We start from the raw sequence: 20,048 nt of genomic DNA, 5'->3' as shown, positions 1-20,048 counted from the left end.
TTATGCTAGGTTAGGCTAACCCTGACATGCCATCGAGCGAGTGAAACAGTACTCAGGTAATACCAAGTGCAAGAGAAAGAGTAGAAAATAAAGGGAAACAGATTTGATGGCACTTACTTAACCTTCTTCGGATGCCCATTCTTGCGTACCTCAGCTCTTGCCGCCCCTCGTGCTTTCGCGTTGTCAATTGGTTCGGGGTTTGTAAAAGTACCTCTGGAGATGGGGTTGGCTGATGGTTTAAATAAGAAAAAATCAATATTTGATGTGACGGTCAGAAAGTTTTTTAATAACCAATTTATTCTTGGTAAAAAGGCGCCGTATGGTGGTGCAATGTTGCTATATTTTCTGTCCGTGGGCGCAAAAGGCAATAGCCTTAACAATGAGGCGGTCGATGCGAGTAAGTAAACTTATAAATACCCTGCTGCTGATAGTTTCATTGTCGGCGGTGGTGTGTGGGGTGAGTACGTTTTTCGGCATGATGGTCGCCATAGTGGTTGGTATACTGCTTCGCACAGATTCGAACTGGGTGTTCATCTGGATTGGATTTCCCTTGTCAGCATTATTTGCTGTGTGCTGGATAGTTGCACGGTGGGATTATGTGAAATCTTTTATATCCGGGCGTGGTGGGTGGTAGAGCGGGTAATCGAGGTCAGATAACGTTTGTTTGAGTGTCTATGGAATTGAGCTTGCAATATTACGATCTTTAAAAATTAGTTTTATTTTTATCTATTTGAAATTTTTTAAATAAGGCGGTTATGAAAATAACCGCCCATTTTTATTTATGAAATTTGTGAATTCAACTTCCGCCCAATTACATCCAACAAATCACACCCATCCCGCAGCGGAATAGCCAGCAACAGCGCAAAGTCGTGAAGCACAATCGCATCACTGCTGATCTCTTCCCGAAATGCGAGGTTCTCCAAAAATTGAGTTACCGCACGAATGCGATACGCGGCGGCATCATAGAGAACATCTAGGGGCGCTTGTGTATCGATCACCAGCGCGGGGATGGTTGAGTCATGGCCCGTAAGCGGCATGTATCTATTCATAGGTAAAACCTCGGTCGATGTAATGAAAGCTGTCACCTATCGTCGCCAAACGAATGGGTGACAGCTGTACGCAGGTTGGCGAACCGGGACCGAGTTCCGGCAGACCCGAAGGTCTCCCGCGCACAGCTGCCATAAAGCAGCGATGCGGGTACGGAAACCCCTGCAAGCAAGCAGAAAGCTTTCGCATACGGTCAACGGATCGCCAAATCCGATCGCCCTTTTGGACGACCGGCGGACTATAAGTCCTCAGCGTAAAAACACGCAAGGCATCAAAAGGCCAACGTCGCCCTTCGAGCCGGCGCCAACCTCAACGCCATCGCGGCAGCCAACGAGCAACACTCCACGGGCAACACGAAAAAGGTCAAGAGCATCGAAGACCACGTGCAGCAAGTGTCCAGCGTGATCAAGGCCGGCGGCGACGCCACCCTGAGCGCCGGGCAGAACCTGCAACTGGTCGCCAGCCAGGTCAACGCCGGCAACGAGGCGTACCTGGTCTCCGGCAAAAACCTCGAGCTCAAAGCCGCGCAAGACCAGGACTACAGCTTCTACAGCAAGACCAAGAAAACCTCCCAGGGCAAAAAATTCCGCCTGGATGAAACCGACGTTGTGAACAACGTCGGCAGCCTGGTCAGCGCGGGGACGAACAGCACCGTCGTCGCCGGTGCAGACCTGCTGCTGGCTGGCAGTGCCGTCACTGCTGAAAAAGGCGCCACGCAACTGGTGGCCGGCCAAGACGTGAACATCCTCGCCGTCAGCAACGCCGACAGCGCTCGCCACGAACGCAAGGAAAGCAAAAGCAGCTGGGGCGGCCTGAAGTCGAGCAAAGTCCAGGACAAAGTCGACGAAAAACGCACCACCGCCCTGGGCAGCAATGACCTTGACCGGCAGCACCATTGGATCGAGTGCGGGCAATGTGACGTTGACGGCAGGGCGTGAGTTGAAGGTGGTGGCCAGTGATCTGGTGAGCACCAAGAACATGGAGTTGAGTGGGGCCAATGTCACCGTCACCTCGGGGATGGAGACGGCCAGTCAGACCAGTAAGGACAGCTCAAAAAGCTTGGCGGTTGGGCGGGTGATTGCGGGCACCGTGGTCGACACCGCCAACAGCATCCGCGACGCAGCCGAGGCGGCACGCAGCTCCGACGACCCGCGCCTCAAGGCCGTGAAGATCGCCCAGGCGGCGCTGTCGATGTACAACTTGAATAACCAGGCGGGCGACCTCGCCAAGCAAAGCACCGGCTTCAAAGACAAGACCGGTGGCTCTGCCGGCAACGGCTCACTGATCAAGATCGGTACCGAGCTGGCCAACACCCGCACCAAAAGCAGCAGCGAATACACGGCGCAGACCGCTCACCAGAGCAACCTCAACGCCGGGGGCAAACTGTCGATTATTGCTACAGGCGATGCGCCGGGCACTGTGGGTGACTTGACGATTACCGGCAGTACGTTGAAAGCCGACAGTACGTTGTTGTCCGCGAAAAACAACATCCTGATGCAAAGCGCACAGAACACCACTGACCGCAAAAACGACGGCTCGCGCAACAGAACCGCCATCGGCGCCAGCTTCAACATCGGCGAGCAAAACGGTTTCACCATCGACCTGGGCGCGCAAACCGCCAAGAACTTAGGGTCGGGCGGCTCCGTCACCCAGGTCAACACCACGCTGGACACCGGCTCGCTGGTGCTGCGCAGCGGCCAGGACACCAGCCTGATCGGCGCGCAGGTACGCGCTGACCGTATCGATGCCGACATCGGCGGCAACCTCAACATTCTGTCGCGCCAGGACACCGAAACGTCCAAGAGCAAGCAGAACAGCGCAGGCTTCGGTGCGAGCATCTGTATTCCGCCGATCTGTTATGGCTCCCCAGTCACCGCGTCGGCGAACCTGGCGGCGTCGAAGATGAACAGCGACTACCAGGCCGTCACCGACCAGAGCGGCTTCTTTGCCGGCAAGGGTGGCTACACCATCGATGTGGCCAAAAACACCACCCTGCAAGGTGCGGTGATTGCCAGTGAAGCCACGGCCGACAAAAACCTGCTGCTCACCGATCGGCTGCTGGTCAGTGACATCAAGAACAAGAGCGAGATCGAGAGCAAGTCGGCGGGCATGAGCGTCTCTGGTTCCTACAGCAGCGGCGCGAGCACCCTCACGCCGGGTGCCTTGTATGGAATGTCGCTGAACGATTCGGACCACAGTTATACGCGTAGCGCGGTGAGTGAAGGCACGATCGTAGTGCGCAACCCCGAAGGCGCCAACGACCTCGTCGGCTTGAACCGCGACACGGCCAACGCCAACCAGCGCCTCGACAAGCCTGACGAAAAGGCCATGCAAGAGCGCATGGACCTGATCAAAAGCTCGATGGAGCTGACCAAGGGCATTGGTGATGCGATTGCTGCGGCCAGGATCAGAGCCGCCGACAACTCCGACAGTGATGTAAGCAAAGCCACGCGCCAGAAGTTGATCGATGAGGGTAACGCCAACCCGACACAGGCCCAGATCAGCCAGCGTGCCCAACAGGATTACGGCGTCGGCAGCAGCTTCCAAAAAGCCAGCCAGGCGGTGACAGCCGTGGTGCAAGCGGCGATGGGTGGCAGCGTTGGTGGTGCGTTGGCGGGGGCGGCGGCGCCGTATCTGGCGCAGACGGTCAAGAAGATGACTGCCGGTGACCCGAACGCGAATCTGATGGCCCATGCGGTATTGGGTGCGGTGTTGGCGCGGGCGGGTGGTAACTCGGCATTGGCAGGGGCCGCCGGGGCCGTGGCGGCGGAGAAAACCGCACAGCTGATCAAAGAAAGTCTGTATGGCGGAGTCAGTAACGAAAACCTGTCCGAAGCGCAAAAGCAGACAATTTCCAGTCTCTCGACCCTGGCGGCTGGGCTGTCCGGATCGTTGGTTGGCAAGGACGCGCTGAATGCGGTGGCAGCCGCGCAGGTTGGGAAGAATGCGGTTGAAAATAACCAACTGAGCGCGAAAGATGTCGTTGATTTACAGAAGGAGCTCATAAACGCCAATAAGAAAGGCGAGCCAACAGAGGCCATTTGGGAGAAATACAAAAAACTGAGCGCTGAGAAGCGGGCAGAGATGTTGGCAGGCTGTGCGGGTAAGGTAGGGCTTTGCAGCGTTGGTTATCAGTCTGAATATGAGGGGGGGATACAGACGGCAGATAGTGTCAGTAGCTTGCGCTGGTACTTCGGCCTTTCTGAGGCAGACGCATCACGGTTGAAGGAGTTTGTCACCGAAGAAAACCAGAACGATATGGGGTTGTTGTACAACTCGCTGCCGGCCTGGGAGAAAGCGGCTTTAATTGGGAAGGAGGTGCTGACAGCTTCTGGCGCTTCGATAGGGCGTGATAAAACGTCTATTGCTTCGATTGTTGGGAAGGGTAAGGGAGGAGCGGGAACTCAGGGGGGCGGTCCAAAAGCAACTACTAACGCTCCAAATACACCCAGGTTCATTACGGACTCTGCCGGTAGTACTATTGATTTAGATTATACCAAGGGACTCAGGGAAACGAATGTGACGGTCACGGAAACGCGTGGTGGTGTTCAGTATCCGTTGCAAGGGCAAACTCCCGATTCTTATGCGAATCTTGGAAATGGGCATGTTGTTGTCTACGGTCCTGAGGGGCGTGCGCTATATGATGTGTCTAGCTCTCGGATTAAGGTGGTCGAATGGAACCAAGCTCCGAATGGAACATATTTCCCCAAGAAGGGAAGTGATACAAAAGCTTTTGAGGGAAATGTTCCTCAGTCGGTTCTTGATAGCTTAGGGTTAAAATGATGAAAGTTTATCAGGGTAGTATTTCTAAAGAGTCGTTGAATCTGTTTGTTTCAGATATTGGCTCCGGGGAGTTTTTTTCATATGTAGGGCACTTGGTTTCATTAGAACAGGCAATTTCTGTTCTAGGTTTGCTCTCTCCTGATTTTATTGAGGTCAGTGGTCACATTTTCTGGCTGCCTAACGCTCAGCAATACGATCCGCAAAAATTTCATTTGAACGGGCTGGTTGAGACCGAATCTAGTATGTTGGAACAAAGTACATCGTGTAGAGACGTTGAACGATACAGAAATATTTTTTCAATAAATCAGTTCTTTTCAAAGTGGGAGGATGCACCGGGACGACCCGTATTTAAAGTGGGCCTGTCGGAAGAAGACTATCGTCTTTGTCATTTATTTGCTGAACAGATCACTAGATATTGGAAGCGCGCGTTATCCGATGCCTTTCCAGAAAAGGTATTTCAGTTTGAAATTGCTGACGATCTTCTCGATGAATATGGCGTCTGTCTGACATTCTGGCAGTCGTAGTTTAAAGAGCGCACAGGATGTGTCCGCGCCATTAAAACCACTGCCAGAGACTAAAAAATAATTATGCGTTTAGAAATGGTGCAAAAGGGACGGGCACAGGAAAGGCGCCATATACCTCGACTGTCTCGCCGGATGCCCACCCGGTAAAGGAGGCTGGGCCAAAAGCGACTGATGGTCCAAACGAGGTAGCAGATACAGCTACAACTGAGGGGACGAAAGTTGGCTTAGAGACCAATCTAACTCCCGAAATAAAACAGCATCCAGATGGAAGCTATCGAACCCCTGATGGAAAACTTGCAAGCCCGACTGGTGTATCTCCTCCGGGAACAGCCAAGGCAGATGAGTTTGCTAAAAATTTGGAATCAAATGGAATGGAAGTTGTGGGGACTGAGATGGTTGTTAAAGGTCCTCTCGGTGATCGTAGGTATGACATTGTAGTACGTGACGCAAATGGTAAATTGCACGGTCTTGAGGTAAAAAGCGGGTCGGCTAGTAAGACCAGCTATCAAGAATTTACCGATTACTTTGTTAATGAGTTTGGGGCGCAAGGGAAAGGACGGCTAAATGGACAAGTCATCGAAAGCGCTACAACAGTCTATGTGCCATAAAGGTGGGAAATATGAAGCTCGAAGCCGAAAATAGTCCTGTAGTAGTAGGTGTAAATCAAGCGCAGATTATAAAGACGCTAAAAAAATTAAAAAGCTACGGCCCTAGCTCATTCGCATGTATAACTGATGATGAGGGTAACTATGTGCAAGTGGCTGGAGGCAGATTCACTTGTTTTATTGAAAGATATGACGCTAAAAGTAAAAAACTGTTTAGAGGTTATCATTCAAATTCTAGTACAAACTTTGAAGATGGAAGCTTGCTGTCGTTTGGTGCGGGCCGTGTACCATTAAAAAAGGATGAGTGGTTTAATATTGATGATGTAATCGAGGTTTTTTCCTTGTTTAATCAGAATCAGTCTCTACCAGCGACTGTCTACTGGCGTGAGATAAATATTTTGAGTCAAAGCGACGGCTGAATAAGTGAAAAAAAAGGGGGCAGACCCTGAGGAGTCCCCACAAATCTACTCTAGCTTCTGAGCTTGCCGGTGTACTTCATCGCGCACCAATAGCTCCATATCCGCCAATCTCGAACGGGACAATACGGTGGGGATTCCTCAGGGTCAGGCCCCTCTTTCCTCTGAGTGTCGGAGGATACTAAGCGGTATGACAAATCGTCGCAGGGAAATAGGGGGCAGACCACGATTAGTGCACCAATGTATATTGGTGGTCTGACCCCTATTTCTCTACTAGTTAGGAGTGGTTATGAGCAATGGCGGCTCACTAATAAAACGATTTGTCGCCCAAGAGTTGGACGACGGCGTTCGCTCTGTTTTGAAAGATGCCTTTGATGAGCGGATGTGCTCAAAGAACGTTCTGCTCAGGGAGTTCGAGTTTAATTGCTTTTACGTTTCTTTGGACTTTGAAAAAGGCATCGTCACTTTGGAAGATGTTCTTTCCGCTGGAGAGAGTAGCTTTCTTGATATGCCGATAAGTGATTTTATCTCTGCTTGCGGTTTGAATGTCTCTTGTTAGTTGTAGAAGCCTAGATGTGATCTGGCACCATCCTAGCGCCGGTGTTTTTGCACCTGATCTGGAAGAAAATAGGGGGCAGACTACGGTTACATTAATTGTGGTCTGACCCCTATTTTCCCATGTTTCAGTTCCTACGGATTTGAATGCAAAAACATTGACAAAGCAGGCTAAAGAGTTTGGCTCTTATCAGTCGGATTATTGGAAGTTGCGGGCTCGGAGCGGGGAGTAATTAGACGTGGATTATTCAAGAGTCGGATTTCGTTGAATTTGCTGATTATGGTGATGGCATTGCTGATGAGTGGATTTATAAAGCTGAAACTCGTCTTGCGTTGAAATTGCCTGATAGCTATAAATGGTGGCTGAAGTATTATTCTGGCGGGGAAATATCTGGGGAGGAGATTTATAGTGTCTACGAAATGGATTTTGATAGTGTAAGGGGTGGTGATATCGTTTATATGTCAATCGTTAACGGACGAAATGGGTTGTGTGGGATGGAGAGGCTATTTATCTGTGACCCGCCGGGTGCAGGGGAATCATTTTATTTTGCCACGGACGATGGTCTTAATGATGGGGAGATCCTGTTTATAGGCTTGATCTTTCTAATCAAACTTCTAGTTTGTATGCGAAAAATTTTATCGATTTCTTAGAGAAAAGAATAATTTCTTTAGTTGAATAATGATTGTACGTTTAAAAAGGTCGGAGGGGCTCGGGGCAAAAGCGACTAGTGCAGCTGAGAGTGCCGGCTACTTCTGCAGCTGCGCGTGTTAGTTGGTATAAAGAAAAAGGGGGCGGATCTGAATGGCACTTACTTAGCAGCTAATCAGCTGGAAGATAAAGGTGACGGATTTAATTAATGTGATGCTGGCTGGTAGCAATTAAATAAATCTGTCCCCTTTGATTGTTCGTGTATGGTGCCAAAAAAGTAGGGTTATAATATGAGCGACTCGGCTTCAATCATATCGGATGTGGCTATTGATGAAGACGCGTTTGCTGATTTTATCCACTCTATAGGCGGAGTCGTTAGTATCGGAAAACGTAATCGTGGAGTATTGAATTGGGATGAGGCCACTTTATATTTTTCATTACTAAATTCCGAAAAATTCATGAGTTTTTATGATTCAAAAGATATTCTCGATTGGGAAAATTTTTTGGGTGCCCCTCCTAAGACAATGATCGAAATGCAGTTGGGTCATTCGAAAGGCTCGATGGAGATGTATTTATGGTTGGCGTACGAATTTGGCAGGAAATGGAATTGTGTCGTAGATGATGTTAATGCGGTGACGCTTAACTACTCCGAAGTCTGTGACAGGTACACAAGGTTGAGTATGAAACAGGGTGACGTGAGTGGGATGCGACAGCAGTGGCCAGCGGCTCCCGATGAATACTTTGCTTTTATGCAGGAGCGGGGGCATGGTGAGATAAAGGAGGACGACTGCGCGCTGTCGCTTTTGACGATTCAACCCACATTATGTCCCGCGGTAGACTACTTTGGTGATGATGGGTTTTATAAAGACGGACCCTATGAATCGGGTGCTAAGGGGCGGACGAACCTGCCGGTTCAATAAGGAACGTCAATCCCGATTATCCAGACGCTGGGCGAACTCATAATTGCGTTAATTGTTCAATTGCTACTGATGCAACACTGGCAGGTAATCCAGCATCTGCATTGAGAGTGTCCAATGCACTGGGTATTGCTAAGGTCTGGGACGAATTGGCGGAAAGAGCTATTGAAGTTTTCAAGGGGAATTAGCATGAAGTCGACTTTCTACAAATACAGGTATTTATTGGGGGTATTGCTGCTGATTGCCGCATTACTCAATTGCTTTTTTCGATTTTGGGGCGATGCAAGGCTATTTTTTAGCGCGCTGATGCTTCAGTTATGGTTTGGGCAAGCTGTATTTGCCTACCTGAGAGGTGGCTGGGTCTCTATTGGTCCAGGTGGTTTAGGTAAAGACGCAAATCCAGTAGGGAGGGCTGCACTGGCGTTCGTGTGTTTTGTTATTTATTTATTAGGGTTTGTATTGGGCTTTGGTAAGGAAGTTTAAGTAACGTACATACACTGAAAAGGCGACTTTGCCGAGGCTAATCTGCGAAAGTCTATCGCTGTGCCGATCTTGCTTTCTCAGTGGGCGCCGGTTTTGTGAAGGCCCAAGGTCCTGCAAATAAAATATTCGGAAAATGATAATGGAAAACGCACTTAAAATTCGCGAGCTTATTAACCATATCACCTCCGCTGAACTTTATGAGGGTGATTACGGGAGTTGCTTGACTGATCGTGAAGCCGTATTGAGTGGGGTCGACGCAGCGGACCGCGACAGCGCCCCTGCTGACTATCTGGCGTTTCTAGGAACCTTTGGGTTTGGCGATTTAGACAGCGCACTTTATATAGAAGATGGTCCAGATAAATACGCGGCCATCGCCGGATGTGAGGTGGATGCATATAGCCGGATGTATGTTTTTGCAGGTACTTCCGATGGTGTACTTTATGCTTTTGATGCAGGCAATAACTGGTCGATAGTAGCGATTGATTCGGAGATCGATGGGGTCAGGGTGCTGGCCGATAACTTCTCAAGCTTCATCCTCAAACAATTAATTGAGGTAAAAGGTTATGTCGATTGGCGAGCGGAGCAATAATTAGCAGTCAAGCGGGTAGCTGAAAGGTTAAGTGAGGTGATCCGCAACGGTGAGAACCTAGGGTTGTTTCACGCACCGGCTGAGCGTGGCAAAAAGGACTACTCCCTTGAGTTGGCGCCGCTCCATGTCGCGCCGGGGCATGTGTACCGGTTGGGCGATAACCGTGATGTCAGCCACGACAGCCGCTTGATGGGCCAAGTCCCGCTTGAGGATGTGGTGGGCAAGGTCACCGGTTAGAAATGTAAACGATGTCCCCGGTTTGTAACCCACCAAACCCCACCCCTCGCACGCCCCACGCTGTGATCGACTGCACAAAATTCCGACACAATCCTGAACCTTTTCGTACGTTTGAAGGTCTTTACCGCGCCCACCCGCACGCGGTCGGGCTGCATGGATTGCAGCGTTTTCAAAAACATTAAGGATTGATGTGAGCGTTTATTCCCTATTCCCCGTTGTTTTGCCACTGCCCCCCGCGGTGCGAATCGTCGTGCCTGGGTGTTGCGCAAACGCATCGAGGATAGGTATTCGGATCGATGGGTCCCTGCGCTCAATTCACCTACTGCCGCCGGGCCTGTTGGCGGCTTTGACCTGTAGTTCATGGAGTTAGAAATGAAGCACAAGCAGTTCCAGAAAAGCCTGTTGGCAATCGTGGTCGGCGCAATCAGCACGCAAGTGCTGGCGGTAGAAGTTGACCTCGGGGCAGGCAAAACCCAGTTTGTCAGCGAGACCTACAACGAGTCGCTGATCCTGACCGGGCAGACCACCCAGGTGATCAACTCGACCAACATGCCTCCCGCCGGGCTGGGGGTCGCGGGTACCCATATCCAGGGGTCATTGATCAATCGCGCCGATATTACGCTCAATGCCGACGGCAATACCGTGCGCGGCTTTGCGCTGGACCCGATGTTCTGGACCGGTCCGCTCAACCTCAGCCCGGGCTCTGTGACCGGTGATGTGGTGCAGGCCGGCAACATCCGGATGAACAACGGTGGCGACGAAGGCCTCGAGATCGGCGCGACCACCATTGGCGGCAGCGTGATCAACTCCGGCACGATCAGTTCTACGCCACCTTCGGCGCCTGCACCGTCGCCTGGCTTTATCGGCGGAGGCGAGGGCATCTACCTGCACGGCACCACCATTGGCGGCGATGTGTCCAACACCGGCCTGATCGACATGGCGGGCGAAGGCGCGATCGGTATCGTGCTGGACCGTAACAACGCCGACCCGGTGACCATCGGCGGCAAGCTCCTCAACTCCGGCACCATCAGGGCCACCGGCGAGGGCGCTTGGGGGATCGAGGTGGAAACTCCCACCGCCCCACTGCGTATCGAAAACAGCGGCCTGCTGTCGGCCAATGGCGATGGCGCCCGTGGCGTGCTGGTGCTTGAAGGTACCCTGGATTACATCCTCAACACCGGCACCATCGAAGGCATGGGCACCAACGCCGGCGCCTTTGAATTCTCCGGTGCCACGTTCGCCCAGAACAGCGCGACGGGCGCGCGCGGTATCGTCAACCGCGGCATTATCCGCGCCGATGGCACCGCCATCAGCGTTGACACGGCCGACCAGGTCTCGACGTTTGAGATCAACCAGCAAGCCGGTGAGATTCGCAGCAATTCCGGTATCGCCATCGACGCCGGCAACCTGGCCACGTTGAACTGGACCGGCGGCACGATCATCGGTGATGTGCTGAACCTGAACGCGGTGAATATTGACGGCCAGGCCGCTTTCAGCGGCAGCCGCATCATTGCGCCGGTGTCGGTCAATTCGGGCTCGCTGAACCTGTCGGCCCCCGGCACCGCCATCACCGGCAACCTCAACGTTGCCAGTGGTGCCGGTATCGATATGCACCTGGCCGACAGTGTTGTGCCCACCACGCCGTACCTGACCGTCAACGGCACCGCCAACTTTGCCCAGGCGTCGAAGCTGACCGTAAGCGCCAACCCTGGCGATTTCGCCAGCACCCACGACGGCACCCAATACACCCTGCTGCAAGCCACCAGCGTGCAAGACAACGGCCTGTCCGTGGCCAGTGCTTCATCGTTGCTGGACGTGCTCAGCTATTCGTCCGACGCGCAAACGGTCAAGGCCGTGGTGGCGGTCAAAAGCAACCAGCAAGTTCAGCAAGACCTGGCGGCTGTGGGCGCCAGCGCGGCGTCGGTCACGGCGGTCAATACCTTCAAGAACGGTGTACTCAGCAAGCTCAGCGCAGACGACCAAGTCTTCCAGGCGCTGGCCAACGCCGGCACCGCGCAGCAACTGGCGAAAATCGGTGACCAGCTCAAGCCGGACGTCAACCGTGGTGCTCTCGACGTGGCGTTGTCGGGGCAAACCGTGGTCAACGGCGCGATCTTCAATCGCCTCACCGACCAACGCGAAAGCCACCAGGTCGGCGGTGTGTGGGTGCAGGGCCTGAGCAGCAACATGGACCAGGACGGTCGCGGCGGTGATAACGGTTATTCGGCCAACAGCAGCGGCATGGCGGTAGGTGTGGATGGGCGTCTGAACGACACCACGATTTTGGGCGTGGCCTACAGCTACCTCAATTCCAATATCCACTCCGACTTGGGCAACAAAACCGACGTCGAAGGGCACGCGCTGTCGTTGTACGGCAACTGGGCCCTGCAAAACTGGTTCGCCGACGGCAGCCTCAGCTATGGCCACAACGAAAACGACAGCAAGCGCCACATCGCCGGCACCACGGCCAAGGGCAGTTATGACAGCAATGTGCTGTCGGCCAGCGTGATCGGTGGTTACAGCTTCAAGCCGTCGCAAGCGGTGGTGATCGAGCCGCGTGTGGCGGCGCGTTATTCCAACGTGCGCATGGATGGCTACGACGAGAAAGGTTCGTCAGCGGCGCTGAGTACGCGTTCGCAACGTTATGAAGTGGGCGAAGTGGGTGCGGGCGTACGCCTGGCCGGCCACCTGCCGATGGGCGCCGGCAGCTTGCAGCCGGAAGCGACCTTGATGGCCTATCACGACCTGATGGGTGACCGCGTGGCGCAAACCTCCAGCTTCGTGGCCGGTGGTTCGGCGTTTACCGTGACCGGTGCATCGGTGGCGCGTGACAGCTACGAGGCCAGCGTGGGCGTGAACTACAACGTGTCGGACTTCAGTGTGGGCGCCAGCTACACGCGCCAGGCGCGCAGTGGTTTTGATGCCGATGGCGTGATGCTCAAAGCGCGCTACGCCTTCTAAACGCAGCACTTCTGTAGTGAGCGGGGCAAGCCCGCTCACTACAGGAAGACCTGTTGGCTGGTTACCTTGGGTGGTTCAGAGCAACTTGCGCTGCACCGCCTCATCCAGCGTACTGCGCGTCAGCGCCTCCACCACTTCCCGCGTATCGGCCTGGAACGGGATGCCCACAATCAGCACCAGGTGCATCCAGGTGCGCACCGATTCGCTCTTCTTGACGCGGCCCAGTTCCTTGCCGTCCTTGTCCTTGAACACCGTCTCCAGGGTGAAGATGTTCTTCGCCGTGCTCGGAATGATGAAAAATGTGAAGCCGGTGATAAACGCCGATACCGGGCTGTACTCTTCGTTGTTATGCAACGTGGCATCCACGTAGATATCCGAGTCGACCTTATCGGTGCTCACCCGCGAAAAACGGTTGGAGGCGCGATAGGAATCGGCCACGGCCTTTTCCCACAGCACTACCGGCGCGCCGACCGCCGCGTTGCCCGGGCCACCGTTGACGTGGTTCTGCGCCGTGGTGTGCACGTACGCGGTGGGCTTTTGCGCGGGCGCATTGGCGGTCGGCGGCCAGGGCTGAACGGCAGGCAGTTCGTGCTGCGAGTAAGACACGCAACCGGTCAGCAAGACCGCTGTCAGTACCAGGCTGTGTTTGATCAATCCTTTCACGCGTTGCTCCTTGAGATTACGGTTTGGCCAGGTTGGCGGTAGCGGTGTCGAGCAGTTGCCCGACCAGTTTGGTCAGTTGTTGGCCGCCCATCGAAGGCGCCCAATATTGGCCGCTGTACAGGCCAACGTTGTGTTCGAAGGTGATCGAGTCTTTGGCCTTGGCCAGTTCCTTGCCGTTGCGGTCGACGATCACCAGGTCGCCGGCCACGTCGAAGCTGTCCACATAGATCGGGCCGTTGACCCAGATCCAAATGGTCAGCGTCAGCAGCGCGCCGGGCACGTACGCCGGGTGCGGCGCGCGATGGCCCTTGAGGGAGGTCATGTTGAATTTAAGCGTGACGTCCTGCTCGCCCAGGCGCACCGGGTACTCGGTGACTTGCTTGAAGTAACCGGCGCTGCGCACGTACTGGCTGATCTGCGCCGTCAGGGAACTGCTGATGGCCGCCTTGTTAGCCTCGTTGACGTCGGCGGCGCTCACCGTCACGTCGGCGACTTGCGCACTGCGCGGGCTGCTGGCAGATACCGGGTGGAGCGGGGTGGCGATAGGGCCGGTGACGGTGTAGGACACGCAGCCGGTCATCGACAGCGCGGCAAGCAGGGCCGTAGCCCGTAGAAGAGTGTTAAGCACGCAATATCCCTATAAGTGAGCAAGCCGAGTCAGTGTCTCGACCTATTTACGCATAACTTGAGGAGTGTGCGTTACCGCACGCTGGCCGACGAAACACCTTGAGAACCGCTCTCAACCCCGTAAAATGCCGCGACTGTTTAAAGCACGATACTTTTCAGGGACGAATTCAGACATGCGCGCCTTTGCCGTATTCCTTGCCGTCTGCCTATTGGCGGGCTGCGCCTCCAAGCCGGCGTACTACATTTCGCCGACACCGGTCACGATTCCTAAAACAGCCACTTACTGGCTCGACACCTTTGACGTTGAAGTAGTGGGCAAAAATGAGCGTTTTTTGCCGGATGACAAGGTGCGCCAGCAACTGGGCGTCGATCTGGTGAACCGCCTGCTCAACGCCAAGCGTTATGCCTCGAGCAAGGAAAAAGCCGATTACCTGCTGGACATCAGCATCGTCTACACGCGCCATATCCCGGATTCCAAGGGCGGCCTCTCGACGTTGATCGTTGATGACAACACCATTTTGGCCAGTGTCGATTTCAGCTATCAGGTCAAGGTCAAGAAGGGGGGCAGCGAGGTGCTGCACTTTGCCAAGACGCGCGAGAACCTCGTACCCGCCGGTGTGATGGGTGAGGCGCAACAGTGGCGGACCATGGGCGGCATTATCACCAACACCGGTAACTCCAGCGTCGAGCGTTTTTACACCGGCGTGTTGAGTCGCGACATCGTCGATGACCTGCGCGACATCCCGTCTCGCTAACGTTGCCCACTACCGATTTATCTCTCCAGGAGCACCCTGTGAACATACTTTCCAAAACCCTGCTGTCCGGTCTCACCGCCGCAGCCCTGCTGACCGTGGCCGGTTGCGCCACCGAAAGCAATCGCGCGATGCCGGTGGAGCAAGTGGCCAGCGCCCACATCGCCTATTCCGGCGTGCGTGTGCCGATCGCCGTGGGCAAGTTCGATAACCGCTCCAGCTACATGCGCGGCATCTTCTCCGACGGCGTCGACCGCCTCGGTGGCCAGGCCAAGACCATCCTGATTACCCACCTGCAGCAGACCAACCGCTTCAGCGTGCTGGACCGCGACAACATGGGCGAAATCTCCCAGGAAGCCGCGATCAAAGGCACCGTGCAGAAGCTCAAGGGCGCGGACTACGTGGTCACCGGCGACGTGACCGAATTCGGTCGCAAGGAAACCGGCGACCGCCAGTTGTTCGGCATCCTCGGCCGTGGCAAGACCCAGGTGGCCTACGCCAAGGTCGCGTTGAACATCGTCAACATCAGTACGTCGGAAGTGGTGTATTCCACCCAGGGCGCCGGTGAATACGCGCTGTCCAACCGTGAAGTGGTCGGCTTCGGCGGCACCGCCAGCTACGACTCCACCCTCAATGGCAAGGTGCTGGACCTGGCCATGCGCGAAGCGATCAACCGCCTCGTCGACGGCATCAACGCAGGCGCCTGGAACCCGCGCAACTGATTAACAGCATCTCAAGGAGCAGTACACGGATGAGCAAGGCAGTGAAATTAGCGCTGACGCTGACAGCAATCGCGCTGGTGACCGGGTGCCAGTCGGCGCCCCCACCGCTGTACCAATGGGAAAGCTACCAGCCGCAGGTTTACGAGTACTTCAAGGGCGAGCCCAAGGAAGCGCAGGTCGAGGCGCTGGAGCGTGACCTGCAAAAGATCAACGCCAGTGGCCGCAAGGCGCCGCCGGGCTACCACGCCCACTTGGGCATGCTGTACCTGAGCATGGGCAAGGACGACCAGATGGTGCAGGAGTTTCGCACCGAGAAGGCACTGTTCCCTGAGTCCGCCGCGTACATGGACTTTCTGTTGAAAAACGCCAAAGCCGGAGTCGCCACCAAATGAGCCTGTTAAAACTCACCGGCGCCTTGCTGGCCCTGGCTCTGCTCGGCGGTTGCGCAGCGCCCAAGACCATTGATTACACGGCCTACAAACAGGCGCGGCCCAAGTCGATCCTGGTGTTGCCACCGATCAACGAATCGCCGGAAGTGCAGGCGTCCTATAGCCTGGTTTCGCAAGTGACCTATCCGTTGGCCGAAGCCGGCTACTACGTGTTGCCGATTGCGCTGGTGGACGAAACCTTCCGCCAGAATGGTTTGACCACGGCCAACGATATCCAGGGCGTACCGCCGACCAAGCTGCATGACATCTTCGGCGCGGACGCGGCGTTGTACATCACCGTCAGCGAATACGGCACCAAGTACATGCTGATCTCCAGCGACACCGCCGTGACCGCTTCGGCCAAACTGGTCGACCTGCGCACCGGCACCACGCTGTGGACCGGCTCGGCACGGGCCTCCAGCGAAGAGGGCAACAATAACAGCGGCGGTCTGGTGGGCATGCTGATCACCGCAGCGGTCAAGCAGGTGATCAACAGTTCCACCGATGCGGCGCACCCGATTGCCGGTATCACCAGTGCTCGGCTGCTGTCGCCGGGGCAACGCGCCGGGATTCTGTACGGGCCGCGTAACCCCAAGTACGGCACCGACTGAGTTGCCGAACATGCGTTTGCCGGCCGCTGCCGGTCAGCAAACGCTGGCGCCCCGTCAGTTCACCAGAATGTCCTTCGGCCTGATCACTTGCGAGCTCTTGACCAGGAAGTCCGCAGATCGTTTGCCGGCAAGGTCTATGGCGACGAAGTAGCGATGGGTGCTGGGGTTGTAGCTCACGATTGTCTCGCCGGCACGCCCGGTGAATGCCGTCACGAGGGTAAGGCGCGCATTCGCCTTTTGCTCCAGGCCGCGCAGGTCCAGTTTGTCGATGCCGCTGGTGAAGTCCATGATTTCATCCGCGGCTTCAGGCGTGGAGTCGCTGGCGTGGTTATAGACGAATATGTCGGCGCCCCTGCCGCCGCGTAATTGGTCTGCGCCGAACCCACCCGTGAGCCGGTTATTGGCGTCGTTACCGATCATGACGTCATGACCGGAACCGCCGACGGCGTTTTCGATGGTGCAATCACGGGCGATAGAGACATTGCCCTGTAAGCCACCCACATCGGAGAACGAGCCGGCCCTGAGGTTGATGACCTGATTGTTGCCGTAACCCGAAACGTCCAGCGTGTCGTTGCCGGCGCCGTCCCAGATGCAAAAGGCCGCGCTATCCCGGTAGCTTGCGAGGGAGTAGTAATCTCGTCCGCTGTTGGAGTTGAAGCCGTAGGTGTTGTCTTCCCGCCGGGTTTGACGATTGGCGCCGTACAAGGTTTGAGCGGCGCTGATGTCGTCCATCATCGGGGCTTTTGGCTCACCCTCAAGCTGTTTGCCGCTGCCCCGCGCCTCGAAGTAACTCATGACGGTATGGGCTTTTGAGTCTTGTGCGTAGACGCGCTGATCCTCGGACGCGGTGAGGTTGTAGTGACCTGGATGCGTCAGGCCGAGGGTGTGGCCGATTTCATGGGTGAGAGTCGGGCGTTTCACGAAATGCGGGTTGAAAACCGTATCGCCGCTTTTGGAATGGCGCCCGGGAAAAAAGCCTTGGGCGGTCTTTTCGGTGTCTGAGATTTGAAACGACAACCGCCCCTCTGTCTGTCTGCCGTTTTCAGTGAACGCCAAGTTGGCGACATCCCCCCAGGACTGGATGGCGCGCCGGGCCTCTTGTTTTTGAGCCTCGTTGAAGCCGCCGGCGCCCTGCACAAAGCTGTAGGCGATTTCGGTCTGGCCGTTTCGGTTCCAGTCCTGCCACTTACCGGTTCCCTGGGTGAGCTGCTCAATGGCGCGCTGTTTGTAAAAGGACTGCTTGTTGATCCGGGCCACGTGCGGGTCGTCCAAGCGCTGGGTAGCGTCATAGTGGGCGGTTTGAGTGGCAGTGGTGGGCAGGTGGGTGCGGCGGTTTTGTGGGGCCGAGTGCTGCTGGGCCGAGCGCACATAGCGGTGCGGGGTCGAGGGCGCATGGAATGGCCGCAGGGTTGTCCGCGAGGCGGTCTGCCCGGAGGGCCGCTGAGCCGGCTGAGGGGTGGGGGTGTAGGGGTTAAAAGACGGTGTGGAATCTATTCTCAAGGTCGTGGTTCCGCTGGGTTATTTGCACCTGTCCATACGTGATAAAGCCCGCAAGCTTCCTTCTTGCAAGGGCAAAACTGCCAGTGCCAGCGAGAATTTCCAAAGGTGGATGTATGTCCGCATAAAACCTTTTTTGCGGCGTTCATGAGCGGTTGAACAGGGTGTTTGCGGGTGGGCGGCCCCGCCATTTCAGCGCTGACCCCCGTCACTGCCGGGCCGGCGACCATGGTTGGATGTGCTCGGTGCGACCCGCTCGGATTTTTCCAGATTCACCGTTGATTAACCCGAACACCTGACGCTTTGCGTCTGACCTTGTGAGCGAATCATTCACACATGAGGTTAAGCCAATGTCCCGTCCTCTTTCCCACCTGCGTCCTGCTGCCCAAGGCTTTGCCGTGACCCTACTGGTCGCTCTGGCCGGGTGTGGGCTGTCTTCATCGCCTGGCTTGGTCAAACCGGCCGAACCCACCCCAGTCGCCGAGCCGCAGCGCGCGCATGTCGAGGGCGCCTTGGTCAAGCGCATGGCCATGCCCGCACCGATGCAGTTGCAGGAGTCAGCCGCGATGGACTATCGCAGCGAGCCCCGTGAGCAATATGCCAACCTGCCGGACAACCCGGTGCATCGCGTTGCCGAAACGCCGGTCTCCACCTTCAGCGTCGATGTCGACACCGGCAGCTACGCCAACGTACGACGTTTCCTCAACGCAGGCCGCCTGCCGCCCGAAGGCGCTGTGCGATTGGAAGAAATGGTCAATTACTTCCCCTACCACTACGCATTGCCCACCGACGGTTCGCCGTTCGGCGTGACCACCGAAGTCGCGGCCACGCCGTGGAACCCGCGCACGCAACTGCTGCGCATCGGCATCAAGGCGTCCGAGCATGCCGTGGCCGAACTGGCGCCGGCCAACCTGGTGTTTCTGGTGGACGTGTCCGGCTCCATGGACCGGCGTGAAGGCTTGCCGCTGGTGCAAAGCACGCTGAAATTGCTGGTCGATCAACTGCGCGAGCAGGACCGCGTTTCTTTGGTGGTGTACGCCGGCGAATCCCGCGTGGTGCTGCCGCCCACCTCGGGCCGCGACAAGGCCAGGATCCGCAACGCCATTGATCAACTCACCGCCGGCGGCTCCACCGCAGGCGCATCCGGTATTCAACTGGCCTACCAGATGGCCCGCGAAGGTTTTATCGACAAGGGCATCAACCGCATCCTGCTGGCCACCGACGGCGACTTCAACGTGGGCGTCAGCGACTTCGACAGCCTCAAACAAATGGCCGTCGATCAGCGTAAAAGCGGTGTGTCGCTGACCACCCTCGGGTTCGGTGTGGATAACTACAACGAACACCTGATGGAGCAACTGGCCGATGCCGGCGACGGCAACTATGCCTACATCGACAATCTGCGCGAAGCGCGCAAGGTGCTGGTAGACCAGCTCAGCTCGACCCTCGCCGTGGTGGCGCGGGATGTGAAGTTGCAGGTGGAATTCAACCCGGCCCAGGTCAGCGAATACCGCTTGCTGGGTTATGAAAACCGCGCCTTGAAGCGTGAGGATTTCAACAACGACAAAGTGGATGCCGGCGAAATCGGCGCGGGGCATACGGTGACTGCGCTGTACGAAATTGTGCCGAAAGGAGAGAAGGGCTGGCTGGAGCCGCTGCGCTATGCCACCGCGCCGGCCGCTGAAGGTAAAACCGATGAGCTGGCGATGGTACGCGTGCGCTACAAGCCTGCCGCGGGTGGTGACAGCCGCTTGATCGAGCGGCCCGTGAGCGCCAAAAGCACCAAGGCCAGCGATGACCTGCGCTTCGCGGCTGCCGTGGCTGCTTTCGCGCAACAGCTCAAGGGTGACGGCCGCTACACTGGCGGCATGCGTTTGAACGACACCGCCGCGCTGGCCCGCTCGGCACGGGGCGACGACCCCTTTGGCCTGCGCAATGAATTCGTGCAACTGGTGGAATTGGCCCAAAGCCTGAAACACTGATCT

21 protein-coding genes are annotated in these 20,048 nt (G+C 55.8%); 17 read left to right on the top strand and 4 right to left on the bottom strand.

Annotated elements, in window-relative coordinates:
• Positions 1-141: 141 nt before the first annotated feature.
• Positions 142-405 carry a hypothetical protein gene (locus AB4N98_RS11765; protein WP_135196969.1) on the top strand — a complete coding sequence of 88 codons (264 nt, stop codon included), beginning with the start codon at positions 142-144 and terminating at the stop codon, positions 403-405.
• A 374-nt stretch (positions 406-779) separates the two neighbouring features.
• Here the strand turns inward: AB4N98_RS11765 and AB4N98_RS11760 are convergent, their stop codons facing one another.
• Positions 780-1,037: a hypothetical protein gene (locus AB4N98_RS11760; RefSeq protein ID WP_032883635.1), complete on the bottom strand. Its 258-nt coding sequence runs from the start codon at positions 1,035-1,037 to the stop codon at positions 780-782.
• A gap of 393 nt (positions 1,038-1,430) precedes the next feature.
• Here AB4N98_RS11760 and AB4N98_RS11755 point away from each other — a divergent pair, with 393 nt between their 5' ends.
• From AB4N98_RS11755 to AB4N98_RS11705, 11 genes are all read left to right on the top strand, one after another.
• Positions 1,431-1,985 (top strand): hemagglutinin repeat-containing protein, encoded by a 555-nt coding sequence (locus AB4N98_RS11755; protein WP_460149460.1) that lies wholly within the window; start codon positions 1,431-1,433, stop codon positions 1,983-1,985.
• A complete protein-coding gene (locus AB4N98_RS11750) occupies positions 1,921-4,830 on the top strand; it encodes a hemagglutinin repeat-containing protein (protein WP_460149459.1) in 2,910 nt (969 codons plus the stop codon). The genes AB4N98_RS11755 and AB4N98_RS11750 overlap by 65 nt, the downstream gene beginning before the upstream one ends.
• The gene (locus AB4N98_RS11745; protein WP_080598196.1) at positions 4,830-5,354 is read left to right on the top strand and encodes a hypothetical protein; all 525 of its coding nucleotides are present in this window, start codon (positions 4,830-4,832) and stop codon (positions 5,352-5,354) included. The genes AB4N98_RS11750 and AB4N98_RS11745 overlap by 1 nt, the downstream gene beginning before the upstream one ends.
• 619 nt (positions 5,355-5,973) lie before the next feature.
• Entirely contained in the window at positions 5,974-6,378 is a 405-nt protein-coding gene (locus AB4N98_RS11740) for a hypothetical protein (RefSeq protein WP_074848310.1), read from the top strand.
• 286 nt (positions 6,379-6,664) lie between these two features.
• Positions 6,665-6,934, top strand: coding sequence for a hypothetical protein (locus AB4N98_RS11735; RefSeq protein ID WP_460062188.1), 270 nt, complete (start codon positions 6,665-6,667; stop codon positions 6,932-6,934).
• A 329-nt stretch (positions 6,935-7,263) separates the two neighbouring features.
• On the top strand, positions 7,264-7,581 hold the full coding sequence (locus tag AB4N98_RS11730) for an SMI1/KNR4 family protein (RefSeq protein ID WP_440447078.1): 318 nt from the start codon (positions 7,264-7,266) through the stop codon (positions 7,579-7,581).
• Between the two features lie 288 nt (positions 7,582-7,869).
• On the top strand, positions 7,870-8,499 hold the full coding sequence (locus AB4N98_RS11725; protein ID WP_460062186.1) for a hypothetical protein: 630 nt from the start codon (positions 7,870-7,872) through the stop codon (positions 8,497-8,499).
• Positions 8,500-8,685: 186 nt separating this feature from the next.
• On the top strand, positions 8,686-8,979 hold the full coding sequence (locus AB4N98_RS11720) for a hypothetical protein (protein ID WP_223497090.1): 294 nt from the start codon (positions 8,686-8,688) through the stop codon (positions 8,977-8,979).
• A gap of 139 nt (positions 8,980-9,118) precedes the next feature.
• Positions 9,119-9,568, top strand: a complete 450-nt coding sequence (locus AB4N98_RS11715; RefSeq protein WP_017526122.1) for an SMI1/KNR4 family protein — start codon at positions 9,119-9,121, stop codon at positions 9,566-9,568.
• A gap of 36 nt (positions 9,569-9,604) precedes the next feature.
• Entirely contained in the window at positions 9,605-9,805 is a 201-nt protein-coding gene (locus tag AB4N98_RS11710; protein WP_223497092.1) for a S26 family signal peptidase, read from the top strand.
• A gap of 372 nt (positions 9,806-10,177) precedes the next feature.
• Positions 10,178-12,766 (top strand): autotransporter family protein, encoded by a 2,589-nt coding sequence (locus AB4N98_RS11705; protein ID WP_116079821.1) that lies wholly within the window; start codon positions 10,178-10,180, stop codon positions 12,764-12,766.
• A gap of 75 nt (positions 12,767-12,841) precedes the next feature.
• Here the strand turns inward: AB4N98_RS11705 and AB4N98_RS11700 are convergent, their stop codons facing one another.
• Both AB4N98_RS11700 and AB4N98_RS11695 read right to left on the bottom strand, forming a co-directional pair.
• Positions 12,842-13,429 (bottom strand): hypothetical protein, encoded by a 588-nt coding sequence (locus tag AB4N98_RS11700; RefSeq protein WP_017526119.1) that lies wholly within the window; start codon positions 13,427-13,429, stop codon positions 12,842-12,844.
• Between the two features lie 16 nt (positions 13,430-13,445).
• The gene (locus AB4N98_RS11695) at positions 13,446-14,057 is read right to left on the bottom strand and encodes a hypothetical protein (RefSeq protein ID WP_135196966.1); all 612 of its coding nucleotides are present in this window, start codon (positions 14,055-14,057) and stop codon (positions 13,446-13,448) included.
• 172 nt (positions 14,058-14,229) lie between these two features.
• Between AB4N98_RS11695 and AB4N98_RS11690 the strand changes: the two genes are divergently transcribed.
• The 4 genes from AB4N98_RS11690 to AB4N98_RS11675 are packed head-to-tail and all read left to right on the top strand — an operon-like array spanning position 14,230 to position 16,569.
• The gene (locus AB4N98_RS11690; protein ID WP_017526117.1) at positions 14,230-14,811 is read left to right on the top strand and encodes a hypothetical protein; all 582 of its coding nucleotides are present in this window, start codon (positions 14,230-14,232) and stop codon (positions 14,809-14,811) included.
• A 38-nt stretch (positions 14,812-14,849) separates the two neighbouring features.
• A complete protein-coding gene (locus AB4N98_RS11685; RefSeq protein ID WP_017526116.1) occupies positions 14,850-15,530 on the top strand; it encodes a CsgG/HfaB family protein in 681 nt (226 codons plus the stop codon).
• Positions 15,531-15,559: 29 nt separating this feature from the next.
• Complete coding sequence (locus AB4N98_RS11680; RefSeq protein ID WP_017526115.1) at positions 15,560-15,922, top strand: DUF4810 domain-containing protein; 363 nt, start codon at positions 15,560-15,562, stop codon at positions 15,920-15,922.
• Positions 15,919-16,569 (top strand): DUF799 domain-containing protein, encoded by a 651-nt coding sequence (locus tag AB4N98_RS11675; RefSeq protein ID WP_017526114.1) that lies wholly within the window; start codon positions 15,919-15,921, stop codon positions 16,567-16,569. Before AB4N98_RS11680 ends, AB4N98_RS11675 begins: the two co-directional genes overlap by 4 nt.
• A gap of 54 nt (positions 16,570-16,623) precedes the next feature.
• Here the strand turns inward: AB4N98_RS11675 and AB4N98_RS11670 are convergent, their stop codons facing one another.
• Positions 16,624-17,826 carry a M10 family metallopeptidase C-terminal domain-containing protein gene (locus tag AB4N98_RS11670; RefSeq protein ID WP_267864489.1) on the bottom strand — a complete coding sequence of 401 codons (1,203 nt, stop codon included), beginning with the start codon at positions 17,824-17,826 and terminating at the stop codon, positions 16,624-16,626.
• 590 nt (positions 17,827-18,416) lie between these two features.
• Here AB4N98_RS11670 and AB4N98_RS11665 point away from each other — a divergent pair.
• On the top strand, positions 18,417-20,045 hold the full coding sequence (locus tag AB4N98_RS11665) for a vWA domain-containing protein (protein WP_135196965.1): 1,629 nt from the start codon (positions 18,417-18,419) through the stop codon (positions 20,043-20,045).
• The last annotated feature ends 3 nt before the right edge of the window (positions 20,046-20,048 follow it).

It is taken from the genome of Pseudomonas sp. S3_E10 (genome assembly GCF_054667615.1).
This window is presented reverse-complemented; position numbering and strand designations above follow the sequence as displayed.

Bases quoted from the DNA above. Each gene is read 5' to 3' on its own strand.
- AB4N98_RS11760 (WP_032883635.1), bottom strand. From the start codon at position 1,037: ATGCCGCTTACGGGCCATGACTCAACCATCCCCGCGCTGGTGATCGAT.
- AB4N98_RS11750 (WP_460149459.1), top strand. From the start codon at position 1,921: ATGACCTTGACCGGCAGCACCATTGGATCGAGTGCGGGCAATGTGACG.
- AB4N98_RS11745 (WP_080598196.1), top strand. From the start codon at position 4,830: ATGAAAGTTTATCAGGGTAGTATTTCTAAAGAGTCGTTGAATCTGTTT.
- AB4N98_RS11740 (WP_074848310.1), top strand. From the start codon at position 5,974: ATGAAGCTCGAAGCCGAAAATAGTCCTGTAGTAGTAGGTGTAAATCAA.
- AB4N98_RS11735 (WP_460062188.1), top strand. From the start codon at position 6,665: ATGAGCAATGGCGGCTCACTAATAAAACGATTTGTCGCCCAAGAGTTG.
- AB4N98_RS11725 (WP_460062186.1), top strand. From the start codon at position 7,870: ATGAGCGACTCGGCTTCAATCATATCGGATGTGGCTATTGATGAAGAC.
- AB4N98_RS11720 (WP_223497090.1), top strand. From the start codon at position 8,686: ATGAAGTCGACTTTCTACAAATACAGGTATTTATTGGGGGTATTGCTG.
- AB4N98_RS11715 (WP_017526122.1), top strand. From the start codon at position 9,119: ATGGAAAACGCACTTAAAATTCGCGAGCTTATTAACCATATCACCTCC.
- AB4N98_RS11705 (WP_116079821.1), top strand. From the start codon at position 10,178: ATGAAGCACAAGCAGTTCCAGAAAAGCCTGTTGGCAATCGTGGTCGGC.
- AB4N98_RS11690 (WP_017526117.1), top strand. From the start codon at position 14,230: ATGCGCGCCTTTGCCGTATTCCTTGCCGTCTGCCTATTGGCGGGCTGC.
- AB4N98_RS11680 (WP_017526115.1), top strand. From the start codon at position 15,560: ATGAGCAAGGCAGTGAAATTAGCGCTGACGCTGACAGCAATCGCGCTG.
- AB4N98_RS11675 (WP_017526114.1), top strand. From the start codon at position 15,919: ATGAGCCTGTTAAAACTCACCGGCGCCTTGCTGGCCCTGGCTCTGCTC.
- AB4N98_RS11665 (WP_135196965.1), top strand. From the start codon at position 18,417: ATGTCCCGTCCTCTTTCCCACCTGCGTCCTGCTGCCCAAGGCTTTGCC.